Genomic DNA, 20,082 nt, shown 5'->3' with positions numbered 1-20,082 from the left:
GGATATGTACTCTCTATTACGTCAAGATGAACGGCATATGAACCGCGTGTTTATCCGCGATGTGTAACTTCGAATCTATTTAAAAAACGAATATCAAGTTTCAGAAAATCTCTCTAAATTATTCAGAAAAATTATACTGCCATTTTTTCAGAAACCTAGTACCCTTCTCTTATAGACTTACAATTTCCGGAAGGTGAGGATACTATGAGACAAGATATCGAGCAAGCTCTTCAACATTCCATCTCGGGGATAAGGCACATTCGCACGGTCGAACAGGTCTTTATTGTGATACAGCGCCCGACTGTAGAATCCATTGGATAAACCGTACAATTTGCCGGAGCCGATGGATCGAAGATATTCGGTTTTTACGGGAACCATACCGGAGAGTATCCCATTATCCTTGTCTTGGTTAAGCAGAGTATCCAGATCCATGAGCATATTTTCTGAAGCTATTTCTTTAAATTGATATTCGTAAAGAAATAAAATATCCGGCTGCTCGGTTTCGATCATTTGAATCAGTTTGTTTTTCCGTTCTTGCGGGCTTTCTTCATGGAATGACGGCATTTGTATGATCTCGATAACGACTTCATAACTATAACTAGCGACACACCTTAATTTGTGACAGCTATTATTTTTGGAAGTCTGCATCTATTATCGAAAGCAACAAAAAAACACGCCGTATACGACGTGTTCGTTTTGAATCCATCTTGACTTTGAAAGCTCGATTTAGACCGTATTAAGCCTTAACTCATAAAAATACTGCACAGCCGGATGCTTCAGCTTGATTTTTTCGGACATGTTCAAAATCCGCTTTTTCCCAACTCGCCTATCGGCCAATGCCAATATATTTAGTATGATATCCTTGCTTTCGATGCTTTCCTCAATAGACGTGGACAAAAATTGATTAGCCACGGTGATAAAATTGGATTTACTAAGCGAGGCTTGTGCTGCCATAAGTTCTTTTGCCAATTCGGACAGTTTTCTGCTTCGCGCAATGACGATGAGACGATCCTCTGGAATCTTGCCATCCGTATTCATTCTGACAGCTTCTAATTGTTCATGGCTGATCGGAATATCGATCCTCGAGTCGTTTTTGATTTCCTGCTCCGATGTATACCATTTGATTAAGGTAGTCGCATCGTTCATGTTTAGTATATTTTTTTTATCAACCGTGATATAACAAATCCCTGCTTTATCGGGCAAATAACGATATCCGGTTGCACGGTATTCCACTTTCCCTTGTAACGAAGGACTAAGAAAGCTCTCTAATTGCTGCTTCAATTTGCTCCAAGACATGATATTCTCCTATGTTTGATTTATTATGCGCTCTTACACATTAGTGGCGAGCGTTCGCGAGATCGTCCGGTAGGTTGTCGGTGACATGCCTTTTTTGGCTGTAAATTGCTTAATAAAGTAAGTGTCATACTGGAATCCAATCGCTTCAGCAATATCATTAAGACTCATATCTGTATGTGTCAGCAGATCGCAAGCCATCTTCAATCGATGTGAAAGCAAATAGCCGATTGCTGTATATCCGCATCGTTCCTGAAATAATTGATTAAGGGTCACACGATTCATATGAGCGCACTTCGTTAGATCCACTAATGAAATCTTTTTGGAATAATGAGTGTGAATATACTCTAACACTGCATCAACAGGTGAGTGCTGGCTGACTCGATTCAAATCCTCTAACAATCCCAGTATTTGAATCAGATACTTTTTGATTCGGCACGCCCAGCGCTCATCACTTTGCGCCTGTACTTCTGTGCCCAGAACAAAAAACCATTGGAACAAAAACGGATATGCTTTTTCGGTTATACGAGGAACTGCCATATACAAATGTTCTCTTTGAAAGAAAGAACGGCCTGTTTGTATCCTTGGAGCCGCCCTAGAGTAATCCTGTGTCTCAACATGAACGGCAGATATTAGAAACTCGGGATGGAAATTAAACGATTGTGCAGCAAGCCCATGCTTCTCTGTAACTTGCCATTCATCATCTCCAGCCAAACAAAGAATACCAGGGGCGTTAATACATATAGGACGATCGTTTAATATCCCCTTTATACTTCCAGAAGTGATAAAAATCAGCGAATACCGGTCAGTGTAAGGGAGCAGACTGCAATCCTCGACTGCGAAAAATTCAATATTTACGGCACGCTGTTTGTATCGATCTACTTGAGGCATCGTAATCACCTATCAAATCGTATAGTTCATTGCTTCATATATAACAGTGTACCATACCCTTTCAAAGGATATAATGATCATGCAAAATAGCAAAGGAGGAATTTATTATGGCTGTTGAACGTTTTCATATTCATGTCTCCGATGAGCTGCTTGATGATCTCCAATACAAACTGCAACATATTCGTTGGCCCGAGCAGTTAAGGAACTCCGATTGGGAACGGGGAACCGAATTGCGTTATATACAATCTCTCGTCTCGTACTGGAGGGACCATTATGATTGGCGCAAGCAAGAATCGAAGTTGAATGACTTCACCCAATTCACTTGCGATATTGATGATATAAATGTGCACTTCATACATGAGCGTGGCAAAGGCCCCAATCCCCTGCCCATTATCCTGACCCACGGCTGGCCCGACAGTTACCTTCGTTACGAAAAGATTATACCTCTTCTGACTGATCCAGCCAGCTACGGCGGTAATCCTGAGGATTCATTTGATGTCATTGTCCCTTCATTGCCCGGGTTTGGTTTCTCTAGTCAGCCTGCCTCCCCTGGCATCAATAACCTTCGTGTCGCCGAGATGTGGACGAAACTCATGACAGAATTAGGCTACCAAAAATTTGCTGCCGCAGGCGGAGACATGGGCTCCGGTGTCACAAGATACCTGGCAGCCAACTATCCTGAGCGATTGGTCGGCATCCATCTGACGGATGTCGGCATTATTCGAAGCCTCCTGAATTCCAATGATTCGGAAGACCTTTCTGAAGAAGAGCGGCAATACAAAATAAAGGCTGCAGCATGGATTGCTCAAGAGGGCGGGTATATGTCCATTCAGTCCACAAAACCGCAGAGTCTCGCTTATGGACTTTCTGATTCGCCGGTAGGATTGGCCAGCTGGATCATTGAGAAATTCCGTTCCTGGAGCGATTGTAAGGGAGACCTTAGTCAAATCTTTAGCGAGGATGAGTTGCTCACTCATATTATGATCTATTGGGTTACCAACACCATTGGTTCAACAGCACACATGTATTATGAAAACTCACATTCTCTGCCGCCATTAGGCCGCATCGACGTGCCGACAGGCATTGCCCTATTTTCAGCAGATGTCTTATTGTCTCCCAAGGCATGGGCCGAGCGCAACCTGAATATTACACGCTGGACAGAAATGCCACGGGGCGGACATTTTGCAGCTATGGAAGAACCGGAGCTGATGGCCGATGATATTCGTGCGTTCTTTAGACCGCTAAGAACGTAAAATATAGAGCTCGGAATACTTCAACCTGTTTAGAATGGAAAAATGGAATATGGAGGGGAATTATGATCCTTTATTTTATTCATGGCATTATTGTTATTGCGCTTTTCTTCGGTATTTTTATAACCTGCAAGAAAAAGGATTGGGGATTATTTGGGGCATTTTCTTTTTTCCAAATCGGATTTCTGCTTGGTTTTGCTATCCCTTTTTTATTTCAGAAAATAGTGCCAAATAACTTCAGTTATCTGGTGTTGTTTCCCTATTTATATTCGTTTCAATATTTGCTTTATCTAATTGCAATTTTGATACTGATAAATATAGCCTTGAAGAAGAAAGATCAATAGTAATTTATGCCCCTTACCGAAGCCAATCATGAATGGGATACCTGAATCCCGATTCATGCTTTATGAATAAACTATACTGCCTTTTCCCAGCTGCAGACAAGGACTAACTTTTCACCGCGCAGCTCGGCGGTTAGTGTCCCGCCCATATTGTTCATCAGACTTTTGGCGATAGGAAGACCAAGCCCGGAGGTTTGGGCAGATCGTGCACGATCAGCCGTATAGAACCGATCAAACAAGAGATTAACGTCGCTTCCGGCTAATTCCTTCGCTTCGTTCATAATCATTAATTCTACTGCCTTTTGTTGTTCTTCGAGCCGGATCTCCACTTGGCCAGCTGCATATTTGATTGTGTTGCCAAGCAAGTTTTCAACCACTCTCCGCACAGCCGATTGGTCGGCGTATACAGATACTTGTTGCTCGGGAAGCTGTATGTCGGGTGTGATTCCGTGTTCGTTGAATGAATCATAGAATTGCACCACAATATCGGAGATCAAGTCCTTCAATCTAAGCTTTTCGGTTTTTAGCGGATAATCCGGCGATTCTATTATGGACAGCTCAAAAAAATCGTTCAACAACGCCTGTAGACGTTTGGTCCGATTTTTAACGATAGTAACGTATTCATTTTTCTCTTCGGGCGTGATGTTCTCAGCCTCCAGCAGTTGTACATATCCGATAATAGAAGTTAGCGGAGTGCGGATATCATGGGAAATGCTCACAACAGCCTGCCGAAATTCATGTTCGACCTTTTTTCTACGCGCGTCCGCCTCAACGATTAAACGGGATTGGCCATTGATTTGACTGGCAAGCGCTTCAAGCTTCTGATCGAATAAAGAGATGTCGATTTTTTTGCCCGTTATTCCTGCGTTGTAGCTTCGCAATTGCTCTGTCATCCGATCTAGCTCCCGCCTTAGCATGAATAAACGGGCAAGCAGGAGAGCCGCTGCCGCCATCGATAGGATTCCCAGTACAAGCAACATGCTCCCCACTCCCCTGTATTATTTAATATCCTTTCGGCGGAACACCGCAATACCCACTAAAGCACATAAGACGATAGTCAGCAAAGGCACAAGCAAGAGAGCAGGTATATCTCGGCTATCTATGCTGGGTTTGCCGATATCCCCAATCAGCTTGAAGATCGAATAATCGTACAGCTGACCAATAAAATCTATCTTTGAACCAATGCCAGCCAAAACGATATCGATCATCAGAAAAAAAATCAATGAACCTCCGATCGTTTTTCCGCTGTCCGTCATAATCACGGCAATCAGCGCCCCAATGGCCGCATATGCCGCCGTATAAAGCAGAGTCAACCCAAGCACTCTAGGTATGAATAACACAGTGCTTTCATCCGGCAATTGACCAAATCCGGACAGCAGCGAAACTTCCACCGTGCTGACGATGGGAAAAACGAGAGAGAGCAGCATGGCTCCGCCTGCAAACCCGATAAGCTTCGCCGTGTATAGTCTATCTCTTGTGTGACCTGTTGATGCGATTGTTTTCATGATCCCGGACGCATACTCGTTAGAAATGAAGAACCCTGCCAGCATCGCTACGCCTAATTTGATAACATAGGCATTGCTTGATATAAAGCTGATCAGAAATTCAGCTCCTGTGAATTGCGGCTGCCCGCTGGATCTATGATCAAAATAATACAGCAAAGGGTACGCTAGCGAGAGTACGGCAAACGCAATCAGCATCGTCCAGAACGACCTATTCTTGCGGAGTTTGAACAACTCGGCTCTAATCAAATTATACATGCGGATTGCCTCCAATCCGCTTCGTGAAATAACTCTCCAAGTCTTCGCCCATCGCTGTAAACGCCTCAATCTCCAAGCCTTCAGAAAATAGTGCAGAGGAAACATTACTTGGCTTCTCTATACAGCTATATAATTTGATAGCTCCATCCTGCATCACTTCGAAATCCGATGTACCCAGTTCGCTTTCGATAATGGCAGCGGCCGTGCCCGGATCATTCACTTTAATATACACATACTGCCTGCATTTGCTTTCCAGCTCTTCAGCAGTCAGCTGCTCCAGCAGCTGGCCGCGGTGGATAATGCCATAATGGCTGGCCATCAAATGCAGTTCGCTCAGGATATGGCTTGAGATTAGAATCGTAATGCCGAGTTCCCGATTTAAGGTCTTGAGCAGCTCCCGCATTTCAATAACGCCCATCGGATCTAACCCATTGGTCGGCTCGTCCAGAATCAAGAATTCCGGATCGCCCAGCAAGGCGATTGCCAAACCTAGCCGCTGCTTCATGCCAAGCGAGAAGTTTTTCGCTTTTTTCTTGCCGGTTTCATGCAGCCCGACTTGCTTCAGCATTCTTGGCACACAATCTTTGCCTGGAATACCGCGTAGAATCCGGTTTACCTCCAAATTCTCGCTGGCGGTCATATGAGGGAATAAGGCAGGGCTTTCGATACTAGACCCGATTCGTTTGCGAGTCTGGATCAACGCCTTCTCTTCACTGACTCCGAATAGTTCAATGGAACCCTCGGTCGGAAAAGCTAGCCCCGTCACAAGACGGATCAACGTTGATTTCCCCGCTCCGTTTTGCCCAATGAACCCATAAATCGCTCCTTTTCGGATGGACAAATTAACTTTGTCCAGCGCTCTATGTCCTTTGAATTGTTTGGATAGCTGATTGGTCTTCAACACATATTCATGCATCTTCTTGGCCTCCTTTATGTGATAGACCAAATATAGAAGCCAAAACATAAGCAGAACTAAAGTCAAATCTTAAGAATGTCTTAAGGCTTTAGCCGATAGCCCATGCCCCATACTGTCTCGATAAAGTCGCATCCCGGAGCAGCCTTTGCCAGCTTGCTTCGCAAATTGCTCATATGAACATTCATAATGTTGTCGTCTCCGTAGAAGGGTTCCTGCCAAACTCTTTCGTATAGATTGGATTTGGTGAATACTTTCTTCGGTGCCGACAGCAGCAAGGAAAGGATCTCAAACTCTCGTGCGGTCAAAGTCAGTTCAGCTCCATCTGCAGTAACCGACATCGTGTCTCGATCTAGCACAAGCCCCTTATGCTGCAGCACATGAGGCAAAGCCGGTTGAGCGATTCGCGCATAGGTGCGGAGCCTGGCATCGATTCGTGCAGATACTTCCTCCACATCAAATGGCTTCGTAATGAAATCATCCGCTCCCCCGCGAAGGACAGATACCTTGGTCTTCGGCTCGCCTTTGGCCGAAATAATAATAACCGGCATATCGTCACGATTGTCGATCCGGCTAAGAAGCTCTTCACCTGTCATTCCCGGCAGCATCAGATCGAGAAGCAGCATGCTCCATTTGCGCTGCTCCAGATAGAGGAGTGCCTCTGTTCCGGAATAAGCAGGCTGGGCAATATAGCCGCTTTTCTTAATAATGCTGCACAGCAGCCGACTGATATCATTATCATCTTCGGCAACAAGAATATGTATCGGATTATTCATTATTTCTCCTTTGTTAACGATAAAATATCGGTTAGTCACATACCATATGTTACCACCAATAGGCAAGAAAAACGACATCTCTGCGAGCAAGGCAAGTAATGAAAGAAGAAGAAATGATCTACCTATACAGAAGAGTTCAAAATGAAATCAAATAAAAAACGCAACCTTTAACAGGTTGCGTTCAGCATATACGCGGCTTCCAATGCCCCGTATCTTCAAAACCTCTGAAGGACTTGATCTTGCCGGCAGCCATTAAACGGCTTTGCGTTTGTATGCCCGCATCGCGAAGAAATATGCGACGATCAGTATCCCTAAGCACCATGCTAACGCAATCCAAATATCATTGCCGACAGGCTGTTCGGCGAGCAATGCGCGTATAGCTGATACGATTGAGGTTACCGGCTGGTTTTCGGCAAAGACGCGGACGGCCATCGGCATCGACTCCGTCGGCACAAACGCCGAGCTGATGAAGGGCAGGAAAATTAGGGGGTAAGAAAACGCGCTTGCACCTTCTACCGTTTTTGCGGACAGACCGGCAAGCGCCGCGATCCAGGTCAAAGCCAACGTGAACAGTGCGAGTATACCGGCTACGGCAAGCCAAGACATGATCCCAGCCGATGAACGGAAGCCCATAAGGAGCGCTACAAGAATAATGACAACTACAGAAATGGCGTTGGATACGACCGAGGTCAGCACATGCCCCCACAGCACAGTGGAACGCGCGATCGGCATGGAGTGAAACCGCTCAATGATGCCCCGTTGCTTATCCAGGAACAAGCGGTAAGCCGTATAGGATATCCCGCTTGCAATCGCAATTAGCAGAATGCCTGGCAACAGGTAGTTCACATAGTTTTCCGTACCGGTCTGGATTGCGCCTCCTAACACATAGACGAATAGCAGCATCATCGCAATCGGAGTGATGCAGACCGTGATAATGGTGTCCATACTGCGGAACACATGGCGCATGGAACGCCCTAGCATGACTCGCATATCGCTGAAAAAGTAGTTTTTTGCAGTCTCCATTTAGTTCGCCTCCCTTTTGCCGATGATGGCGAGGAATATCTCCTCTAATGTCGGCTGTTTCTCCACATATTCCGCCTTGGCGGGCGGGAATAGCTTTTTCAGCTCCTCAAGCGTGCCTCCCGCAATAATCCTGCCCTCATGCAGGATGGCAATCTGATCTGCCAGTTGCTCGGCTTCCTCAAGATATTGCGTAGTCAGGAATATCGTCGTGCCTCCGTCGGCAAGCTCCCTGACAATCTTCCAAACCTCAATACGCGCCTCGGGATCAAGCCCGGTTGTCGGCTCGTCGAGGAAGATAATCCGCGGATTTCCTACAAGGCTCAAAGCGATATCGAGCCTGCGGCGCATGCCGCCCGAATAAGTGGACGGCTTGCGATCGGCGGCTTCTGTCAATCCAAAGCGTTGCAGCATGTTATCCGCCACCTGACGCGGATGATCGAGATGCCGCAGCTTCGCAATCATGATGAGATTTTCCCTCCCGGTCAAAATCTCGTCCACGGCGGCGAACTGGCCGGTCAGGCTGATCGAATGCCTTACACGATCGGACTTTGACGCAACGTCATAGCCGTCCACGATGGCAGTTCCTCCGTCCTGCGCAAGCAGCGTGGTAAGGACTTTAACAATCGTCGTCTTGCCCGCGCCGTTGGAGCCAAGCAGGGCGAATATCTCACCTTGCTTCACTTCTAAATCGACGCCCTTCAGAACTTCTTTGTCCTTGAAAGACTTTCGCAGGCCTTTCACTTCAATTGCTGCTCCCATGCGAATCCCCCCTTACTTTAATTTATCCGTAACTTTTTTCATGGCCTTGTTCATCTTTTGGTCAACCGTTTCTTGGTAGAGATCAGCGTGAGTTTTGGAATCCTTGATGAGTTCGTCGCAGAAAGCCGCTACGTCCCTGCCTGTCACTTCGAGCACGCCTTTCCCCGACGCTGCGCCTTCTTCAAATAGATCAACAATCCCCGAGAGCAATCCCGTCCCCTCGCTTAATTCAACAGGGCCAACCTTGAAGAGATATTTTTGAATCTCCTTGTACACAATTCGATAATCTTGCGGGAGCGCTTTGACACGCGCCACATGCGCGCGCCATTCTTTTTTGCCTTGGATGATATCTTGTATGCTCATTTTATTTTCCTCCTATTTGCCTAATTTTTTGGCGATATTATGATTGAGCTGCGCGCGCCACTTGTCGCGGTAAGACTTTGCCCCTTCGTCACCAACTAACGCTGAACAGAAGCCTTTGATGTCATCACCCAGAACCTCCCCGACACTCTGGCCGTCCGCCGCCGTTTCTTCGAGCAGGCCAAGCACACCGTCAAGAATGGGCATAAGGTTGCGTCCGGTGAAATCGGAGTGCTGCCAAAGATGGGTCTTTATGCTTTCCCATGCCGCTTGATAATCAGCCGGCAGCAGATTGGCCCGCGCTTCAAACGCTTTATATTGTTTAGTCATGTCACTTCCCGTGATTTTCTCCCAAAAGTTCATTGTTTTCTCTCCTTTAACTCATTCATTTTTGAGGATACGAACTCCCATCTTTCCCAGAAATTCTGCAGCTCCTTGCGCCCTGCGTCGTTGAGCGTGAAGAACTTTCTCGGCGGCCCCATATCGGAGGGCTTCTTGGTGGTCTCTACCAGCTTATTTTTTTCTAGCCGGACTAGGATCGTGTACACGGTTCCCTCCACCACATCCTGGAAGCCGAGAGCGTTCAGCTGCCGCGTAATTTCGTAGCCGTAGGTTTCATCGCGGCTAATGATTTCAAGAATGCAGCCCTCCAGCACGCCTTTTAGCATTTCCGTTAAGTTTTCCAACCTCATCATTCCTTTGCTATTCTGTATGACTGGTATTCTGTATGACTGGTATTCTGTATGACTGGTATTCTGTATGACTGGTATCAAGTATCACTTACTACCTCTACATAGTATTACGTAGTAGCTGCGTTGTCAATAGCTTTGGTTATAAAATTTTGGAAGCACGTCCATAAAGGAGTTAGCCCCGGGACATTGGAGCACATCTGGCGTCCTTCGCAGCAATAAATTGATTATATATAAAGTTTACCTGGAGTCCCGTTAACATTTATAGGTAAAATTTAAGTCAACTGAAAGGAGTGAGTTATTCATGTCAATTAAGGTGGTTTGTAGGAAGTCGTTGTAAAAATGTGGAGGAGGAGATTGTATAAATCATAACGAGGTTGTTCAAATCAGTGATGCTTATTTACTTCCGCTAATATCTGAGCTATATGGGTTGGAAGGCTATCAATTCAAGCTGATTCCTGCGCATGACGGAGGGCGGAATGTTGTTTTTACCTGTGAGAAGGATGGCGAAGACGCTTTAATAATCAGAATCTCTTTCTTGCCTGACAGGAGCCGGGAGGATTATCTGGCCGAAGCAGAGTATATCCGGTATTTATTTGAGCATGGCGGAAGTGTCTCTGATGTAGTCAGCTCCCGGAACGGGAATCTGCTGGAAGAGCTCGTCCATCATCAGCATACCTTTTTTATTTGCCTGTTCAAAAAGGCCAAGGGAAAAATGATGGTCGAAAACCACTATCAATACCGGGAAGGCGTCCCGCTTTCCGAGTATTTTTATAATTGCGGGAAGGTGCTGGGGAAGCTGCACGAAATATCGAAGGGCTATACCCCCGTTCATCGACGGTACAGTTTTTTTGATAAATATAATGCCGAATATATCGACAAGCTGATACCGGACTCATTATCTCTGCTTAAGGAGAAGATGGTAGAGCTTTTGAAATCCTTAGAAGAGTTGGATATGGACCGTGAGTCTTATGGGATGCTCCATTTTGATCTCAATGATGGGAATTATTCGATTGATTTTGATAACGGGCAAATCACGGTATATGATTTCGATAATTCATGTTTCGGCTGGTATATGTATGATCTGACAGATCTCTGGACCAACGGTGTGGGCTGGATTCAGTTCGAACCAGACGCCGGCAAGCGCAAGAAGTTTATGGATGATTATTTCGCAACGGTCATCGATGGATACAGATCCGAAACTGACATCGACAATTCGATGCTGGATAAGTTTCCTTTGTTTTTAAAAGCTACCCTCATGGAAGGGATTGTAGATACATTCGAGGTCATGAGTAACAACTGCGAGGATCCAGAATGTGACGAGGAGTTGTCGTATCGCATCAAATGTCTGGAAGACGACATCCCGTATAGGGGATTTTTCGATGAAATGTATTCGTGTGAAAATCCCTTTGAATATGTAAAACGGGATATATAGCCTTTTTGTAGTACCGCAGGTTGCGACGAAAGCGATGAGAATTTATTTCTTCTCATCGCTTTTTTGCATGACTGAACACAGATTGTTGCAGCGGTACGTAACCCATTTATTCATGCTGCAAAACCTTGTCCATCGCAATGATCATTCCTAGATGCGTACTTTCATGGGCAATTAGAACATGGAAAAGTTCGCCGATAACACTTGCTTGAAGAAAGTTATTCGCATCTGCTACAGGCTGCGCCAGCAGACCGTCATACTTCTTGCCTATTTCCACCATCTGATTCTCCAATTCCCTAAGAATTGTATCAATCCCTGGCGGTTGGCCCAGCCAGCTTGAGGGACTTGTGCCTGAAGCAAAATAAGCTCTATAGTACTGTGGCATCCTTGCCCCCACGCCCGAAAACTCAAATATTAATTCATCCGTTATCGTCAGCACATGTCCGGCTTGCCAATGGAGATTGTTATTGAAGCCTTTAGGAATGTGCTCCATTTGACCCTTTGACAGTCTCGTTATCACACTCAATATTTGTTTTCTTAGATCTGCAAACAAATTCAATATATAGGTATCGGACATGTTAATCACCTATCGCTTCTACGATCTCAATCCTGCCCCCATATTGCAATTCCGGCCAATCGGAAGTTAACGAGACCACTTCCTCCAAAGAATCAGCTTCGATTATGGAAACCCCGAATAAGTCTCCGGAGTAATCAGTAATCGAATCCTGCGAAATGATTTTACGGCCGCTTCCCGCAAAACGAACCTTTTCATACCCATTTTCCTTTAGATTGTCGAGCCATCCCCATAGTTCATTAATATTCCGATCAAATTGATCTTCTGGAACGACACCACCTCTATAAACCAACATAAATTTCAATTGCATCCCCTCCATTTCAGTTGCATTTTGAAACTGACTTTATTATAATTATAATCAATTCAAGAAGTCAAGGGAGGCCCTATGCGAGATTCCAAACCACAAAGAAGATCGGATTGTCCGATCTCATTTTCTCTAGATCTGTTAGGCGACTCCTGGTCACTGCTGATCATCAGGGATATCCTATTTGCAGGAAAGAGAACGTTCGGGGAATTCCTTGCCTCGGATGAAGGAATTGCCAGAAATATTCTAACGAATCGCTTGTCCCGTCTTGAAGCGATGGGACTGATTACTAAGAACCCTCATCCCACTGACAAAAGAAAAGACCTGTATGCATTAACGGAGGCCGGGTTGGATTTGTTGCCGGTCCTATGGGAATTATCCGCCTGGGGAGCGAAGTATGAACCCGAAACCGCAGAAACCTTTGCTGCGTTAGCCGATATCCCGATGGACAAGGACAGTTTGATTCAGCTTATACGGAAGACGGTTCAAAGTGGCGGGTCTGTATTTGCTGGACCAGGGAGTGTAGTTGAGCAGTTGGAGCAACGATAGCAGTCCCAGTGAGCATACATGTATTTCGCGCGGGCAAACCTGTAGGAGGATATCTTCCCTTTGGTAATCACCAAATAATAAACGCAATCCTTATCAGGTTGCGTTAGATGCATTTTTGGCAGAGCCAAGTTTCGATACAGCTTGCCTTTCTCACTGTCATCATGAGATGTCCGAATCCTGATTATAAGCTGACGAAGTTCGCTCGCCTCCGCAAAAAAATGATTCACACATCTCGCTTTCGGTATACAGTCGCAGCAATGATGATTGCGGCAAATGTCCAAGCACCCAAAAGGATGCCGCCTTGCACCGGGGTGAGCGCACTTGCATGATCGGGCTGCGGAAACCACATCACAATACCTGCCGTATCCGGAAGATACATGGCGAAATCTGTTTGGTCCCGTATAAGCGGACCCGCTATGAAGTAATAGCCGAGTATGATAGCGAGCGCAGGGAGCATCCGGCGCAGAACAACTCCGATTGCCGCACTGATCAGTGCAGTCAACGTGAGGTATGCGCTTACTCCCAGCATGGCGGACACGAGATTCCCCCCTACAATAGGGGCCCCGGCATCTCCATTAATAATATGAGTTAGCAGAACTCCAGAGGATGATACAACGAATGCAGCAGGGATGAGCACGACTGTCAGCGCGAATAACGCCGCGAAAATCTGGATGCCTCGCCGCGGCATTGCCGTCAGTGTTGTGCGAATCTGACCGCCGTTATATTCGGAGCAAACGGTCAGTATGCCAAAGATCATAAGTCCCGCTTGCGAATAGCTGACAGAAGCCAACCCGATTTCCAGCGTGCTCTGTATAGAGGTTAAGCCCTGCAGTCCGGCGTTTGAGAAAGCGTAAGCCAGAATAAAATTGACGATAAAGGTACCGCCGAGGGTGAACCATGTAATCGGCAGCGAACATAGCTTTGACAACTCCGCCTTAATCGCCCGACACATTTCTTGACTATACGTCCGAGTGATCAACGTACTCATACATCCCTCCGGCAAAAGGTAATCGTTCCAATGAGCAACAACGCTGTCACCCAAGCCGCCATAACTGCACCGCCCTCAAGCGGTGTGAGTGTACTACCGGCATCTTTGATTTCATGAAACATGCGAATTCCGGCCATATCCGGCAGATAGTTCGCCAAAGGGGTGATGCGGGTCAGCAAATAAGTCACGGTCATGACGGAGCTATTCAGCATCAAAACGGCTAGCGGCAGAGCGGCGTGCCGAGTCAGGAGCGTAAATCCTAAAGCCAAAAGTGCGGTAAGCACCCAATAGCATACAACGCCGATAAGCCGGAAAATATCGGTAGTCCCAAACGCAGGAGCATGCTCCACAAGAATGATCTGAACCACAATCATTGTGAGAGTGATCGCGATGATGGCGAGAATGGCGCTAACTGCTGCAACGGCAGTCGCTTTCGACAGCAGAAAACGAATTCGAGACGGGTTGGCGGTCAAACTGGTCGTCATCTGACGTCCGCCGCTGCCGGATTCTTCACTCTCAGTGAAGTACTCACTGCTGATTGCTATAACGCCAATAATAATAACACCCATAATACCGAACCCCAACTCTTCAAAACCGATAGGGTATTCGACCGCTGTTTGAACGCCTTTTGCGATTTCGGAAAGCTCCTGAAAGGAGCGGATTACGGCAATTGCAGGTGCAACAAGTATACCAACCACAACTGCGATCCATATGGTGGGTAAAGAGAGAAGCTTTGAAAACTCTGCGGCAAGCGCTTTTTTCATGAGATGTCCCTCCTCGTGGTAAAAGCGAAGAAGGCATCTTCTAATGTCTTATGGGAACCAATGATCTCGGTAAGCGTACCGCTTGCCACAATGTGCCCCTTATTGAGAATAACAATGTCGTCTACCGTTTCGGCGGTTTCCCCCATCAGATGACTCGATAATAATACGGTACGCCCAGATGCCGCACGTTCACGGAGAAACGTCCTGATCCAACGGATTCCCTCGGGGTCAAGCCCATTCGTAGGCTCGTCCAATATCAAAATCTCCGGATCGCCAAGCAGCGCGGCAGCCAAGCCTAGTCGCCGCGCCATACCAAGAGAATAACTGCCAACCCTCTTCGAGGCAGCATGCGCAAGCCCTACAATTTCGAGGACTTCATTGATCCGAGAACGCGGAAGCCCTGCGGACCTGACAATCCAGTTCAAATGCGCTCGCCCTGTGCGCAACCGATGCGCTCCCGATCCGTCAAATACGGCCCCAACGGTCGTCAGCGGATCGGCAAGCTGGGCGTATGGCATACCATTGATCAGCGCAGTGCCTGATGTGGCTCGGTCAAGTCCCAATAGGATTCGCAGAGTAGAACTTTTCCCTGCGCCATTGGGACCGAGGAACCCGGTCACGCGACCAGGCTTAGCTTGTAAGCTAATGCCGTTTAGGATATTGTGCGATCCACGGCGCTTTGTTAACTGTTCGATAGTAAGCAAGCATAACACCTTCCTTGTCTTCGTTATGGTTCACATCATATCGAACCAAGTCTAAAATCAGGGAAGGTTATTTCTAAGTTTGGTCTAATTTTTTCCGATCCACACGGTTGTCCCCTCCGCATCGGAGCTAAAATGGATTTGCAGTCTCATTTCACTTAGCATGTGCTTTGAAATCTTGAGTCCCATGCCAGCGCCGCGATTGGCAGACAGGGCATCCATCCCCGGTCCATGATCTTGAATGATGAACCGCTCTTGCAAGGTATCCACAGCAATACCGATAAACCGTCCTTCGACCGCATGGCGAAGGACATTTTGAAACAGGTTGCCAAGCACGCGCGTCATCCATTGCGGATCGATTTCCCATGAGAAGGTCGCATCGAACGGCAAGTCCGCGTCTATATGGAAGCCTGCGTTCTCAAATGCCGGATACCACGATGCAACAGATGTTCTTAGAAATTGAACCATATCGGTGGGCTCGGGATGGTAAGGGTATTTACCCGATGTAAGCAATGTATAGGATAAAAGATCATCCATTAGCTCGCTTATATGCGTGATCGTGTGGTCAATCGCTGTGAGCGAGGCCACCCCTTCCTGGCTGAGAGGTTCCCTTTGCAATCTGGAGGCATGCCCGCGAAGAGCGGTCAGCGGCGTCCGTAAATCATGGGACAGATTGGCAATCAGTTGCTTTCTGAGCGATTCTTCTTCCAGCTCCCGCTGGTGGCTGTCGCGAAGTTTTCGGATCATTTGATTAAACGAAGCCCCCAACTGATCCACTTCATTCATTCCAGAATCACGTTCCGGGATCGGTTCTGGAATCCAGGAACCGTCGCCGGGAACAGTCATCGCCTTTTGCAGACGGATGAGCTGCTGCCGGAGGCGATAAAAAAACACCCCTGAAACGGTAATAAAGGTGATAATGATGAGTCCGATCAATCCGGATATGTTGCGTGTCGTATCCATGCTGGAAGGGTCAGAAGACGGATTCACGCCAGCTACCATCATAAGGATCATTACGGGGAGCAAAACAAGGCTCAGGAAATGAACCACTAAGTACCGTCGAAAAAAAGAGCGTTGTTTCATATTTTCACCCGATATCCAATTCCGCGTACGGTCTGGATGATTTCCGGCGCATTAGGATCTTGTTCCAGCTTCTCTCGTAGATGGCGAATATGGACCGACAGAGCTTTGTCTCCATTTATGTATGCTTCTCCCCAGACAGCCACCCATATTTGCTCTTGCGTAAGAATCTGATTCGGATGGCGCAGGAAACACTCAAGAATTTGGTATTCCTTTCCGGTCAGGTTAACTTCTTCTCCAGTACGCTCGTTGATCACCGTACGTCCGGTTAGATCAACAAGGATGTGCTGTCCAAGCTTTATATGATCCGGGAGTCCCGCCCCACTGCGGCGGAGCAGCACTTCTATTCTGGCAGCTAGCTCATCAAGGTGAAAAGGCTTGGTGACATAATCGTCGGCAAACTGCAGCCCTTGCAGCTTATCATCGACAGCCGCCCGGGCGGACAGCAGCAAAATGGGGAGCGAAGGCGCTGCTTTCTTCAATCGCTGGCCGACCGTAAAACCGTCCAGTCCAGGCAGCATAATATCGAGAATAACGACATGACTTCCATGTATTTCGTTTTCCACATTTTCACCGGATAACAGCCAGCGAACGGCATATCCCCGCTTTTCAAGCTCCTCTTGGACCCAGCGTCCGATATCTTGATTGTCTTCAATAAATAGAATATGTTTCGCTTTCATGACACCACTTCCCTTGCTGTTCTTCTCATGAGGCAAACCCTCTTGCGGGATGCCTGCTCCATTATCTTATAATAGAATTTTTCAGTTCATCGCCATCTACAACCCTTGTGGCATTACGGATTCCATTGTTAAAACCAAACTTTGCCACTTATTCTATCTTACACTTCTTCCTATCGTTCTGGAAAGGAAAGAGAGATTTCAATAAGAAGCAATTCATCGCTCAGTCCGCACGAGTGAATTTATAGAGTATCCTCCCCTTTGGCAATCAGCAAATAAAAACGCAACCGTCATCAGGTTGCGTTAGATTATTGGTATGAGTTTATTATATAAACCAAACCATTCATTTTACATATCATAATCAATAAATTATGATAGAAATACAAAGCAATAAAATAAACTTTATTTGAAATACCTTTAATTTAAAGGAGGCTATTGAAAGTGGATCACGTAGACAAACAAATCCTATTTTATCTTCAAAATCAGGCGAGAATTTCAATGACGGAGTTGGGTAAAAGCGTTGGTTTGTCACAACCGGCTGTCACGGAACGCGTTCGACGAATGGAAGAGAAGAAAGTTATCGAAGAATATCGTACCATCATCTCTCCTGAAAAAATCGGAAAACATACGGCAGCCTATATGTTGTTTCGGACTAGAGACTGCCATGCCTTTCTTGATTTTGTCCATACATCTCCCCATGTTGTCGAGTGCCACCGCATAAGTGGAGAACACAATTATTTATTAAAAGTACTTACCGACTCCACAAGCGCTCTCGAAGAGTTTGGCAATCAGTGCGATAAGTATGGAACCTATACGATCCTGATTGTCATGTCTTCACCGGTCGATCATAAATTTCTCATTCCTTCTCTCGAAGAAGCATGAGCGTGAGCGGTCCGCACCTCAACGCTTCTTCGAAGGAAAACCATGTTCTTCTGCCCTCCATACAACAAGCAATGCAAGCAGCAACAGTATAAACAAAGCCCAGGGGAAGGATCGGACGCCCAGGGTTTCGATTAAAATAGCACCAATCAAACCTCCTCCGCCGATGGCCAGATTCCATGTCGTCACTAGCATCGATTGAGCCACATCCGTACTCTCGCCAGCGGCCTCAGCTATTGCTGTCTGCAGCAATGTCGCCGCTCCGCCGAACGTAAGTCCCCATACTGCAATCACTACATAGACCACAATGGGCTGACTGCTGCCTATGCCAAGAAAGAAGGATGCCGAAGTGAAAGCAGCGAGGCTGATCAATACCAACAAGCGAGGCATGCGATCAACCAACAGTCCGATTATCCAGATCCCAACAACCGATGTCATTCCGAAAATAAGCAGCATCAAATCAATGCGCCGGGCAAGCCCGGCCTGGGTAAGGAAAGGCGCGATATAAGTGTACAAAATGTTATGAGACAATACCCAGGTCAAAACAGCAATCAATACGGGCCGTATCCCCGGCAAGATGAGGACTTTCTGGAGTGAGAGTCTCTTGGCAGCGGCCTGTCCGGGATAGTCCGGCATCTTCCAGAACACCCAAGCAATCAGCAGCACCGTTAGCAATGACATGATTCCAAAAACAGAGCGCCAGCCCGCAATAACGCCGAGGAATGCTCCCGCAGGGACACCAAGCGCCAGAGCGAGAGGCGTGCCGACCATTGCCACCGCCATGGCTTTTCCCTTGAGCGCATCAGGCACCATGCGTCGGGCATAACCTGCTGTCATTCCCCACAAGACACCTGCAGAGACACCCGCCAAGAAACGGGCAACCAGCGTCAACGTGTAATTAGTGGAAAGAGCAGTCGCGCTATTGAACAAGAGAAAACCAATCATGCACATCAATAGCAGCGGCTTTCTCCTCCATCCTCGTGTTGCGGTAGTCAAAGGAATTGCGGCAAGCAGGGAGCCAAGAGCATATAAAGTGACGAGCTGACCGGCCAGTGCCTCTGAAACGCCAAGCCCCGTACCGATCTGGGGAAGCAAACCAGCTGGAACTGTCTCTGTGAGGATACAAATAAATCCCGCCATCGCAAGAGCTAGTAATCCGGCCCATGGAAGGCGTTCAGAAGACGCAGCGCTCGCGACTCTTTGCGTGGTTGAAGTAAAGTTTGGACTCAATTTCTAGCACCTCCTGGTTATCTTTTGTGTGGATTCATGATTCCGCTGCCAAGCAAGCCAATCGCTCAACAGTGTTAAGTTTACAAAAATAATTTGTTATTTTACATACAACAATCAAGGTATATTAGCAGCCTCAGTCACTATAATAAATTTAAAAATCAATTTTATCCTTTAATTTATAATTTACTCTTTTTTAAAAGGATCTGCGTAAATCAAAAAGACCTGCCGCATTTGAAAGGTCTTCGTCTTTATATAGCTTGTTAACGAGGCTTATTTGGTAGGCAGATCACGAGGTAGATTCAGACGCCGTTTTCTTCCCCCGTAAAAATGAAGCACAACTCTGAAGTATACTCCGAATACTTTGCGAGCGCGAACTGAGCCCCGGGGTCCATCGCCCCTTAGCAGTACACCCAATAAAAAATGCAACCCAGTTCAGGTTGCATTAGAACTTTTTTATGGAGCCAAGAGAATACAGCTCGACCTATCTCGCTGTATCTTCATGGGATGTCCGAATCCTCATTATATGCTGACGAAGCAGACTCAACGAGGACTTTTAGCAGTGGATTCAGACGCCGTGCTCGTCCGTTTGAACGTTTCCCTCGAAGCATCCCTTCCACTCCTGCACGCGGGCTGAACCCCTGTGGAGAGATGGGCTTCTGGAACGCCTGTAAACCGAACGAAAACCCACTAATTTATAAGACTTTTCCTGATTGAGTTCTCGTCGATACCTACGTAGGCGTTCCAGAAATAAAAAAAGTGTGACCAAAAATGTGACCAATGTAGTTAAGCTAAAATATGTGGTACCTCGCTGTGTCAAGATGTGAAGTGGGGGTCGGTACGCTAAGGCGG

Annotated in this window: 24 protein-coding genes; 4 read left to right on the top strand and 20 right to left on the bottom strand. The window is 46.7% G+C overall.

The genetic code is table 11. The annotated features are described in order from the left end of the window. Positions 1–177: 177 nt before the first annotated feature. From D3P07_RS22800 to D3P07_RS22790, 3 genes are all read right to left on the bottom strand, one after another. On the bottom strand, positions 178–564 hold the full coding sequence (locus D3P07_RS22800; RefSeq protein WP_182914470.1) for an extracellular solute-binding protein: 387 nt from the start codon (positions 562–564) through the stop codon (positions 178–180). Between the two features lie 162 nt (positions 565–726). Next, entirely contained in the window at positions 727–1,296 is a 570-nt protein-coding gene (locus tag D3P07_RS22795) for an SF0329 family protein (RefSeq protein ID WP_119802569.1), read from the bottom strand. Between the two features lie 33 nt (positions 1,297–1,329). After that, positions 1,330–2,184 (bottom strand): AraC family transcriptional regulator, encoded by an 855-nt coding sequence (locus tag D3P07_RS22790; RefSeq protein WP_119802567.1) that lies wholly within the window; start codon positions 2,182–2,184, stop codon positions 1,330–1,332. Between the two features lie 107 nt (positions 2,185–2,291). Between D3P07_RS22790 and D3P07_RS22785 the strand changes: the two genes are divergently transcribed. Then, on the top strand, positions 2,292–3,437 hold the full coding sequence (locus tag D3P07_RS22785) for an epoxide hydrolase family protein (RefSeq protein WP_119802565.1): 1,146 nt from the start codon (positions 2,292–2,294) through the stop codon (positions 3,435–3,437). 412 nt (positions 3,438–3,849) lie between these two features. On the opposite strand, the gene D3P07_RS22775 is transcribed toward D3P07_RS22785, so the two are convergent. The 9 genes from D3P07_RS22775 to D3P07_RS22735 form a co-directional block, all read right to left on the bottom strand. Then, positions 3,850–4,755, bottom strand: a complete 906-nt coding sequence (locus tag D3P07_RS22775) for a sensor histidine kinase (protein WP_259391651.1) — start codon at positions 4,753–4,755, stop codon at positions 3,850–3,852. Positions 4,756–4,773: 18 nt separating this feature from the next. Next, on the bottom strand, positions 4,774–5,535 hold the full coding sequence (locus tag D3P07_RS22770) for an ABC transporter permease (RefSeq protein ID WP_182914469.1): 762 nt from the start codon (positions 5,533–5,535) through the stop codon (positions 4,774–4,776). Then, entirely contained in the window at positions 5,528–6,451 is a 924-nt protein-coding gene (locus D3P07_RS22765) for an ATP-binding cassette domain-containing protein (protein WP_119802559.1), read from the bottom strand. The genes D3P07_RS22770 and D3P07_RS22765 overlap by 8 nt, the downstream gene beginning before the upstream one ends. A gap of 80 nt (positions 6,452–6,531) precedes the next feature. After that, positions 6,532–7,224, bottom strand: coding sequence for a response regulator transcription factor (locus D3P07_RS22760; protein ID WP_119802557.1), 693 nt, complete (start codon positions 7,222–7,224; stop codon positions 6,532–6,534). 252 nt (positions 7,225–7,476) lie between these two features. Beyond that, positions 7,477–8,247 (bottom strand): ABC transporter permease, encoded by a 771-nt coding sequence (locus tag D3P07_RS22755; protein ID WP_119802555.1) that lies wholly within the window; start codon positions 8,245–8,247, stop codon positions 7,477–7,479. Next, positions 8,248–9,006 (bottom strand): ABC transporter ATP-binding protein, encoded by a 759-nt coding sequence (locus tag D3P07_RS22750; protein ID WP_119802553.1) that lies wholly within the window; start codon positions 9,004–9,006, stop codon positions 8,248–8,250. 12 nt (positions 9,007–9,018) lie between these two features. After that, a complete protein-coding gene (locus D3P07_RS22745; RefSeq protein ID WP_119802551.1) occupies positions 9,019–9,369 on the bottom strand; it encodes a DUF1048 domain-containing protein in 351 nt (116 codons plus the stop codon). Between the two features lie 12 nt (positions 9,370–9,381). Then, on the bottom strand, positions 9,382–9,729 hold the full coding sequence (locus tag D3P07_RS22740) for a DUF1048 domain-containing protein (RefSeq protein WP_119802549.1): 348 nt from the start codon (positions 9,727–9,729) through the stop codon (positions 9,382–9,384). Beyond that, complete coding sequence (locus tag D3P07_RS22735) at positions 9,726–10,034, bottom strand: PadR family transcriptional regulator (protein ID WP_310732572.1); 309 nt, start codon at positions 10,032–10,034, stop codon at positions 9,726–9,728. The genes D3P07_RS22740 and D3P07_RS22735 overlap by 4 nt, the downstream gene beginning before the upstream one ends. A 451-nt stretch (positions 10,035–10,485) precedes the next feature. On the opposite strand from D3P07_RS22735, the gene D3P07_RS22730 reads away from it, so the two are divergent. Next, positions 10,486–11,490 (top strand): phosphotransferase enzyme family protein, encoded by a 1,005-nt coding sequence (locus D3P07_RS22730; RefSeq protein ID WP_119802547.1) that lies wholly within the window; start codon positions 10,486–10,488, stop codon positions 11,488–11,490. A gap of 106 nt (positions 11,491–11,596) precedes the next feature. On the opposite strand, the gene D3P07_RS22725 is transcribed toward D3P07_RS22730, so the two are convergent. Both D3P07_RS22725 and D3P07_RS22720 read right to left on the bottom strand, forming a co-directional pair. Next, positions 11,597–12,064, bottom strand: a complete 468-nt coding sequence (locus D3P07_RS22725) for a DinB family protein (protein WP_119802545.1) — start codon at positions 12,062–12,064, stop codon at positions 11,597–11,599. A 1-nt stretch (position 12,065) separates the two neighbouring features. Next, on the bottom strand, positions 12,066–12,365 hold the full coding sequence (locus D3P07_RS22720; RefSeq protein ID WP_182914467.1) for a YciI family protein: 300 nt from the start codon (positions 12,363–12,365) through the stop codon (positions 12,066–12,068). 81 nt (positions 12,366–12,446) lie between these two features. Between D3P07_RS22720 and D3P07_RS22715 the strand changes: the two genes are divergently transcribed. Beyond that, on the top strand, positions 12,447–12,914 hold the full coding sequence (locus D3P07_RS22715; protein ID WP_119802541.1) for a winged helix-turn-helix transcriptional regulator: 468 nt from the start codon (positions 12,447–12,449) through the stop codon (positions 12,912–12,914). A gap of 223 nt (positions 12,915–13,137) precedes the next feature. Here D3P07_RS22715 and D3P07_RS22710 read toward each other — a convergent pair whose 3' ends face one another. From D3P07_RS22710 to D3P07_RS22690, 5 genes are all read right to left on the bottom strand, one after another. Further along, a complete protein-coding gene (locus D3P07_RS22710; protein WP_220482043.1) occupies positions 13,138–13,842 on the bottom strand; it encodes an ABC transporter permease in 705 nt (234 codons plus the stop codon). A 56-nt stretch (positions 13,843–13,898) separates the two neighbouring features. Further along, positions 13,899–14,666, bottom strand: a complete 768-nt coding sequence (locus D3P07_RS22705) for an ABC transporter permease (protein WP_119802539.1) — start codon at positions 14,664–14,666, stop codon at positions 13,899–13,901. After that, positions 14,663–15,370: an ABC transporter ATP-binding protein gene (locus tag D3P07_RS22700; protein WP_119802537.1), complete on the bottom strand. Its 708-nt coding sequence runs from the start codon at positions 15,368–15,370 to the stop codon at positions 14,663–14,665. The genes D3P07_RS22705 and D3P07_RS22700 overlap by 4 nt, the downstream gene beginning before the upstream one ends. Positions 15,371–15,454: 84 nt before the next feature. Further along, positions 15,455–16,357: a sensor histidine kinase gene (locus D3P07_RS22695; protein WP_259391650.1), complete on the bottom strand. Its 903-nt coding sequence runs from the start codon at positions 16,355–16,357 to the stop codon at positions 15,455–15,457. An 89-nt stretch (positions 16,358–16,446) separates the two neighbouring features. Continuing rightward, positions 16,447–17,127 (bottom strand): response regulator transcription factor, encoded by a 681-nt coding sequence (locus D3P07_RS22690; protein ID WP_119802533.1) that lies wholly within the window; start codon positions 17,125–17,127, stop codon positions 16,447–16,449. Positions 17,128–17,565: 438 nt separating this feature from the next. Between D3P07_RS22690 and D3P07_RS22685 the strand changes: the two genes are divergently transcribed. Continuing rightward, the gene (locus D3P07_RS22685; protein ID WP_119802531.1) at positions 17,566–18,006 is read left to right on the top strand and encodes an Lrp/AsnC family transcriptional regulator; all 441 of its coding nucleotides are present in this window, start codon (positions 17,566–17,568) and stop codon (positions 18,004–18,006) included. An 18-nt stretch (positions 18,007–18,024) separates the two neighbouring features. On the opposite strand, the gene D3P07_RS22680 is transcribed toward D3P07_RS22685, so the two are convergent. Beyond that, positions 18,025–19,233, bottom strand: a complete 1,209-nt coding sequence (locus tag D3P07_RS22680) for an MFS transporter (protein WP_397334616.1) — start codon at positions 19,231–19,233, stop codon at positions 18,025–18,027. Positions 19,234–20,082: the final 849 nt, after the last annotated feature.

This window comes from Paenibacillus sp. 1011MAR3C5 (genome assembly GCF_003591485.1).
Lineage (GTDB): Bacteria > Bacillota > Bacilli > Paenibacillales > Paenibacillaceae > Pristimantibacillus.
The sequence above is the reverse complement of the archived record's forward strand: the minus strand, read 5'-3'. Positions and strand labels throughout refer to the sequence as shown.

Bases quoted from the DNA above. Each gene is read 5' to 3' on its own strand.
- D3P07_RS22755 (WP_119802555.1), bottom strand. From the start codon at position 8,247: ATGGAGACTGCAAAAAACTACTTTTTCAGCGATATGCGAGTCATGCTA.
- D3P07_RS22775 (WP_259391651.1), bottom strand. From the start codon at position 4,755: ATGTTGCTTGTACTGGGAATCCTATCGATGGCGGCAGCGGCTCTCCTG.
- D3P07_RS22790 (WP_119802567.1), bottom strand. From the start codon at position 2,184: ATGCCTCAAGTAGATCGATACAAACAGCGTGCCGTAAATATTGAATTT.
- D3P07_RS22745 (WP_119802551.1), bottom strand. From the start codon at position 9,369: ATGAGCATACAAGATATCATCCAAGGCAAAAAAGAATGGCGCGCGCAT.
- D3P07_RS22690 (WP_119802533.1), bottom strand. From the start codon at position 17,127: ATGAAAGCGAAACATATTCTATTTATTGAAGACAATCAAGATATCGGA.
- D3P07_RS22735 (WP_310732572.1), bottom strand. From the start codon at position 10,034: ATGCTAAAAGGCGTGCTGGAGGGCTGCATTCTTGAAATCATTAGCCGC.
- D3P07_RS22740 (WP_119802549.1), bottom strand. From the start codon at position 9,729: ATGAACTTTTGGGAGAAAATCACGGGAAGTGACATGACTAAACAATAT.
- D3P07_RS22800 (WP_182914470.1), bottom strand. From the start codon at position 564: ATGCCGTCATTCCATGAAGAAAGCCCGCAAGAACGGAAAAACAAACTG.
- D3P07_RS22750 (WP_119802553.1), bottom strand. From the start codon at position 9,006: ATGGGAGCAGCAATTGAAGTGAAAGGCCTGCGAAAGTCTTTCAAGGAC.
- D3P07_RS22770 (WP_182914469.1), bottom strand. From the start codon at position 5,535: ATGTATAATTTGATTAGAGCCGAGTTGTTCAAACTCCGCAAGAATAGG.
- D3P07_RS22725 (WP_119802545.1), bottom strand. From the start codon at position 12,064: ATGTCCGATACCTATATATTGAATTTGTTTGCAGATCTAAGAAAACAA.
- D3P07_RS22705 (WP_119802539.1), bottom strand. From the start codon at position 14,666: ATGAAAAAAGCGCTTGCCGCAGAGTTTTCAAAGCTTCTCTCTTTACCC.
- D3P07_RS22785 (WP_119802565.1), top strand. From the start codon at position 2,292: ATGGCTGTTGAACGTTTTCATATTCATGTCTCCGATGAGCTGCTTGAT.
- D3P07_RS22795 (WP_119802569.1), bottom strand. From the start codon at position 1,296: ATGTCTTGGAGCAAATTGAAGCAGCAATTAGAGAGCTTTCTTAGTCCT.
- D3P07_RS22760 (WP_119802557.1), bottom strand. From the start codon at position 7,224: ATGAATAATCCGATACATATTCTTGTTGCCGAAGATGATAATGATATC.
- D3P07_RS22765 (WP_119802559.1), bottom strand. From the start codon at position 6,451: ATGCATGAATATGTGTTGAAGACCAATCAGCTATCCAAACAATTCAAA.
- D3P07_RS22715 (WP_119802541.1), top strand. From the start codon at position 12,447: ATGCGAGATTCCAAACCACAAAGAAGATCGGATTGTCCGATCTCATTT.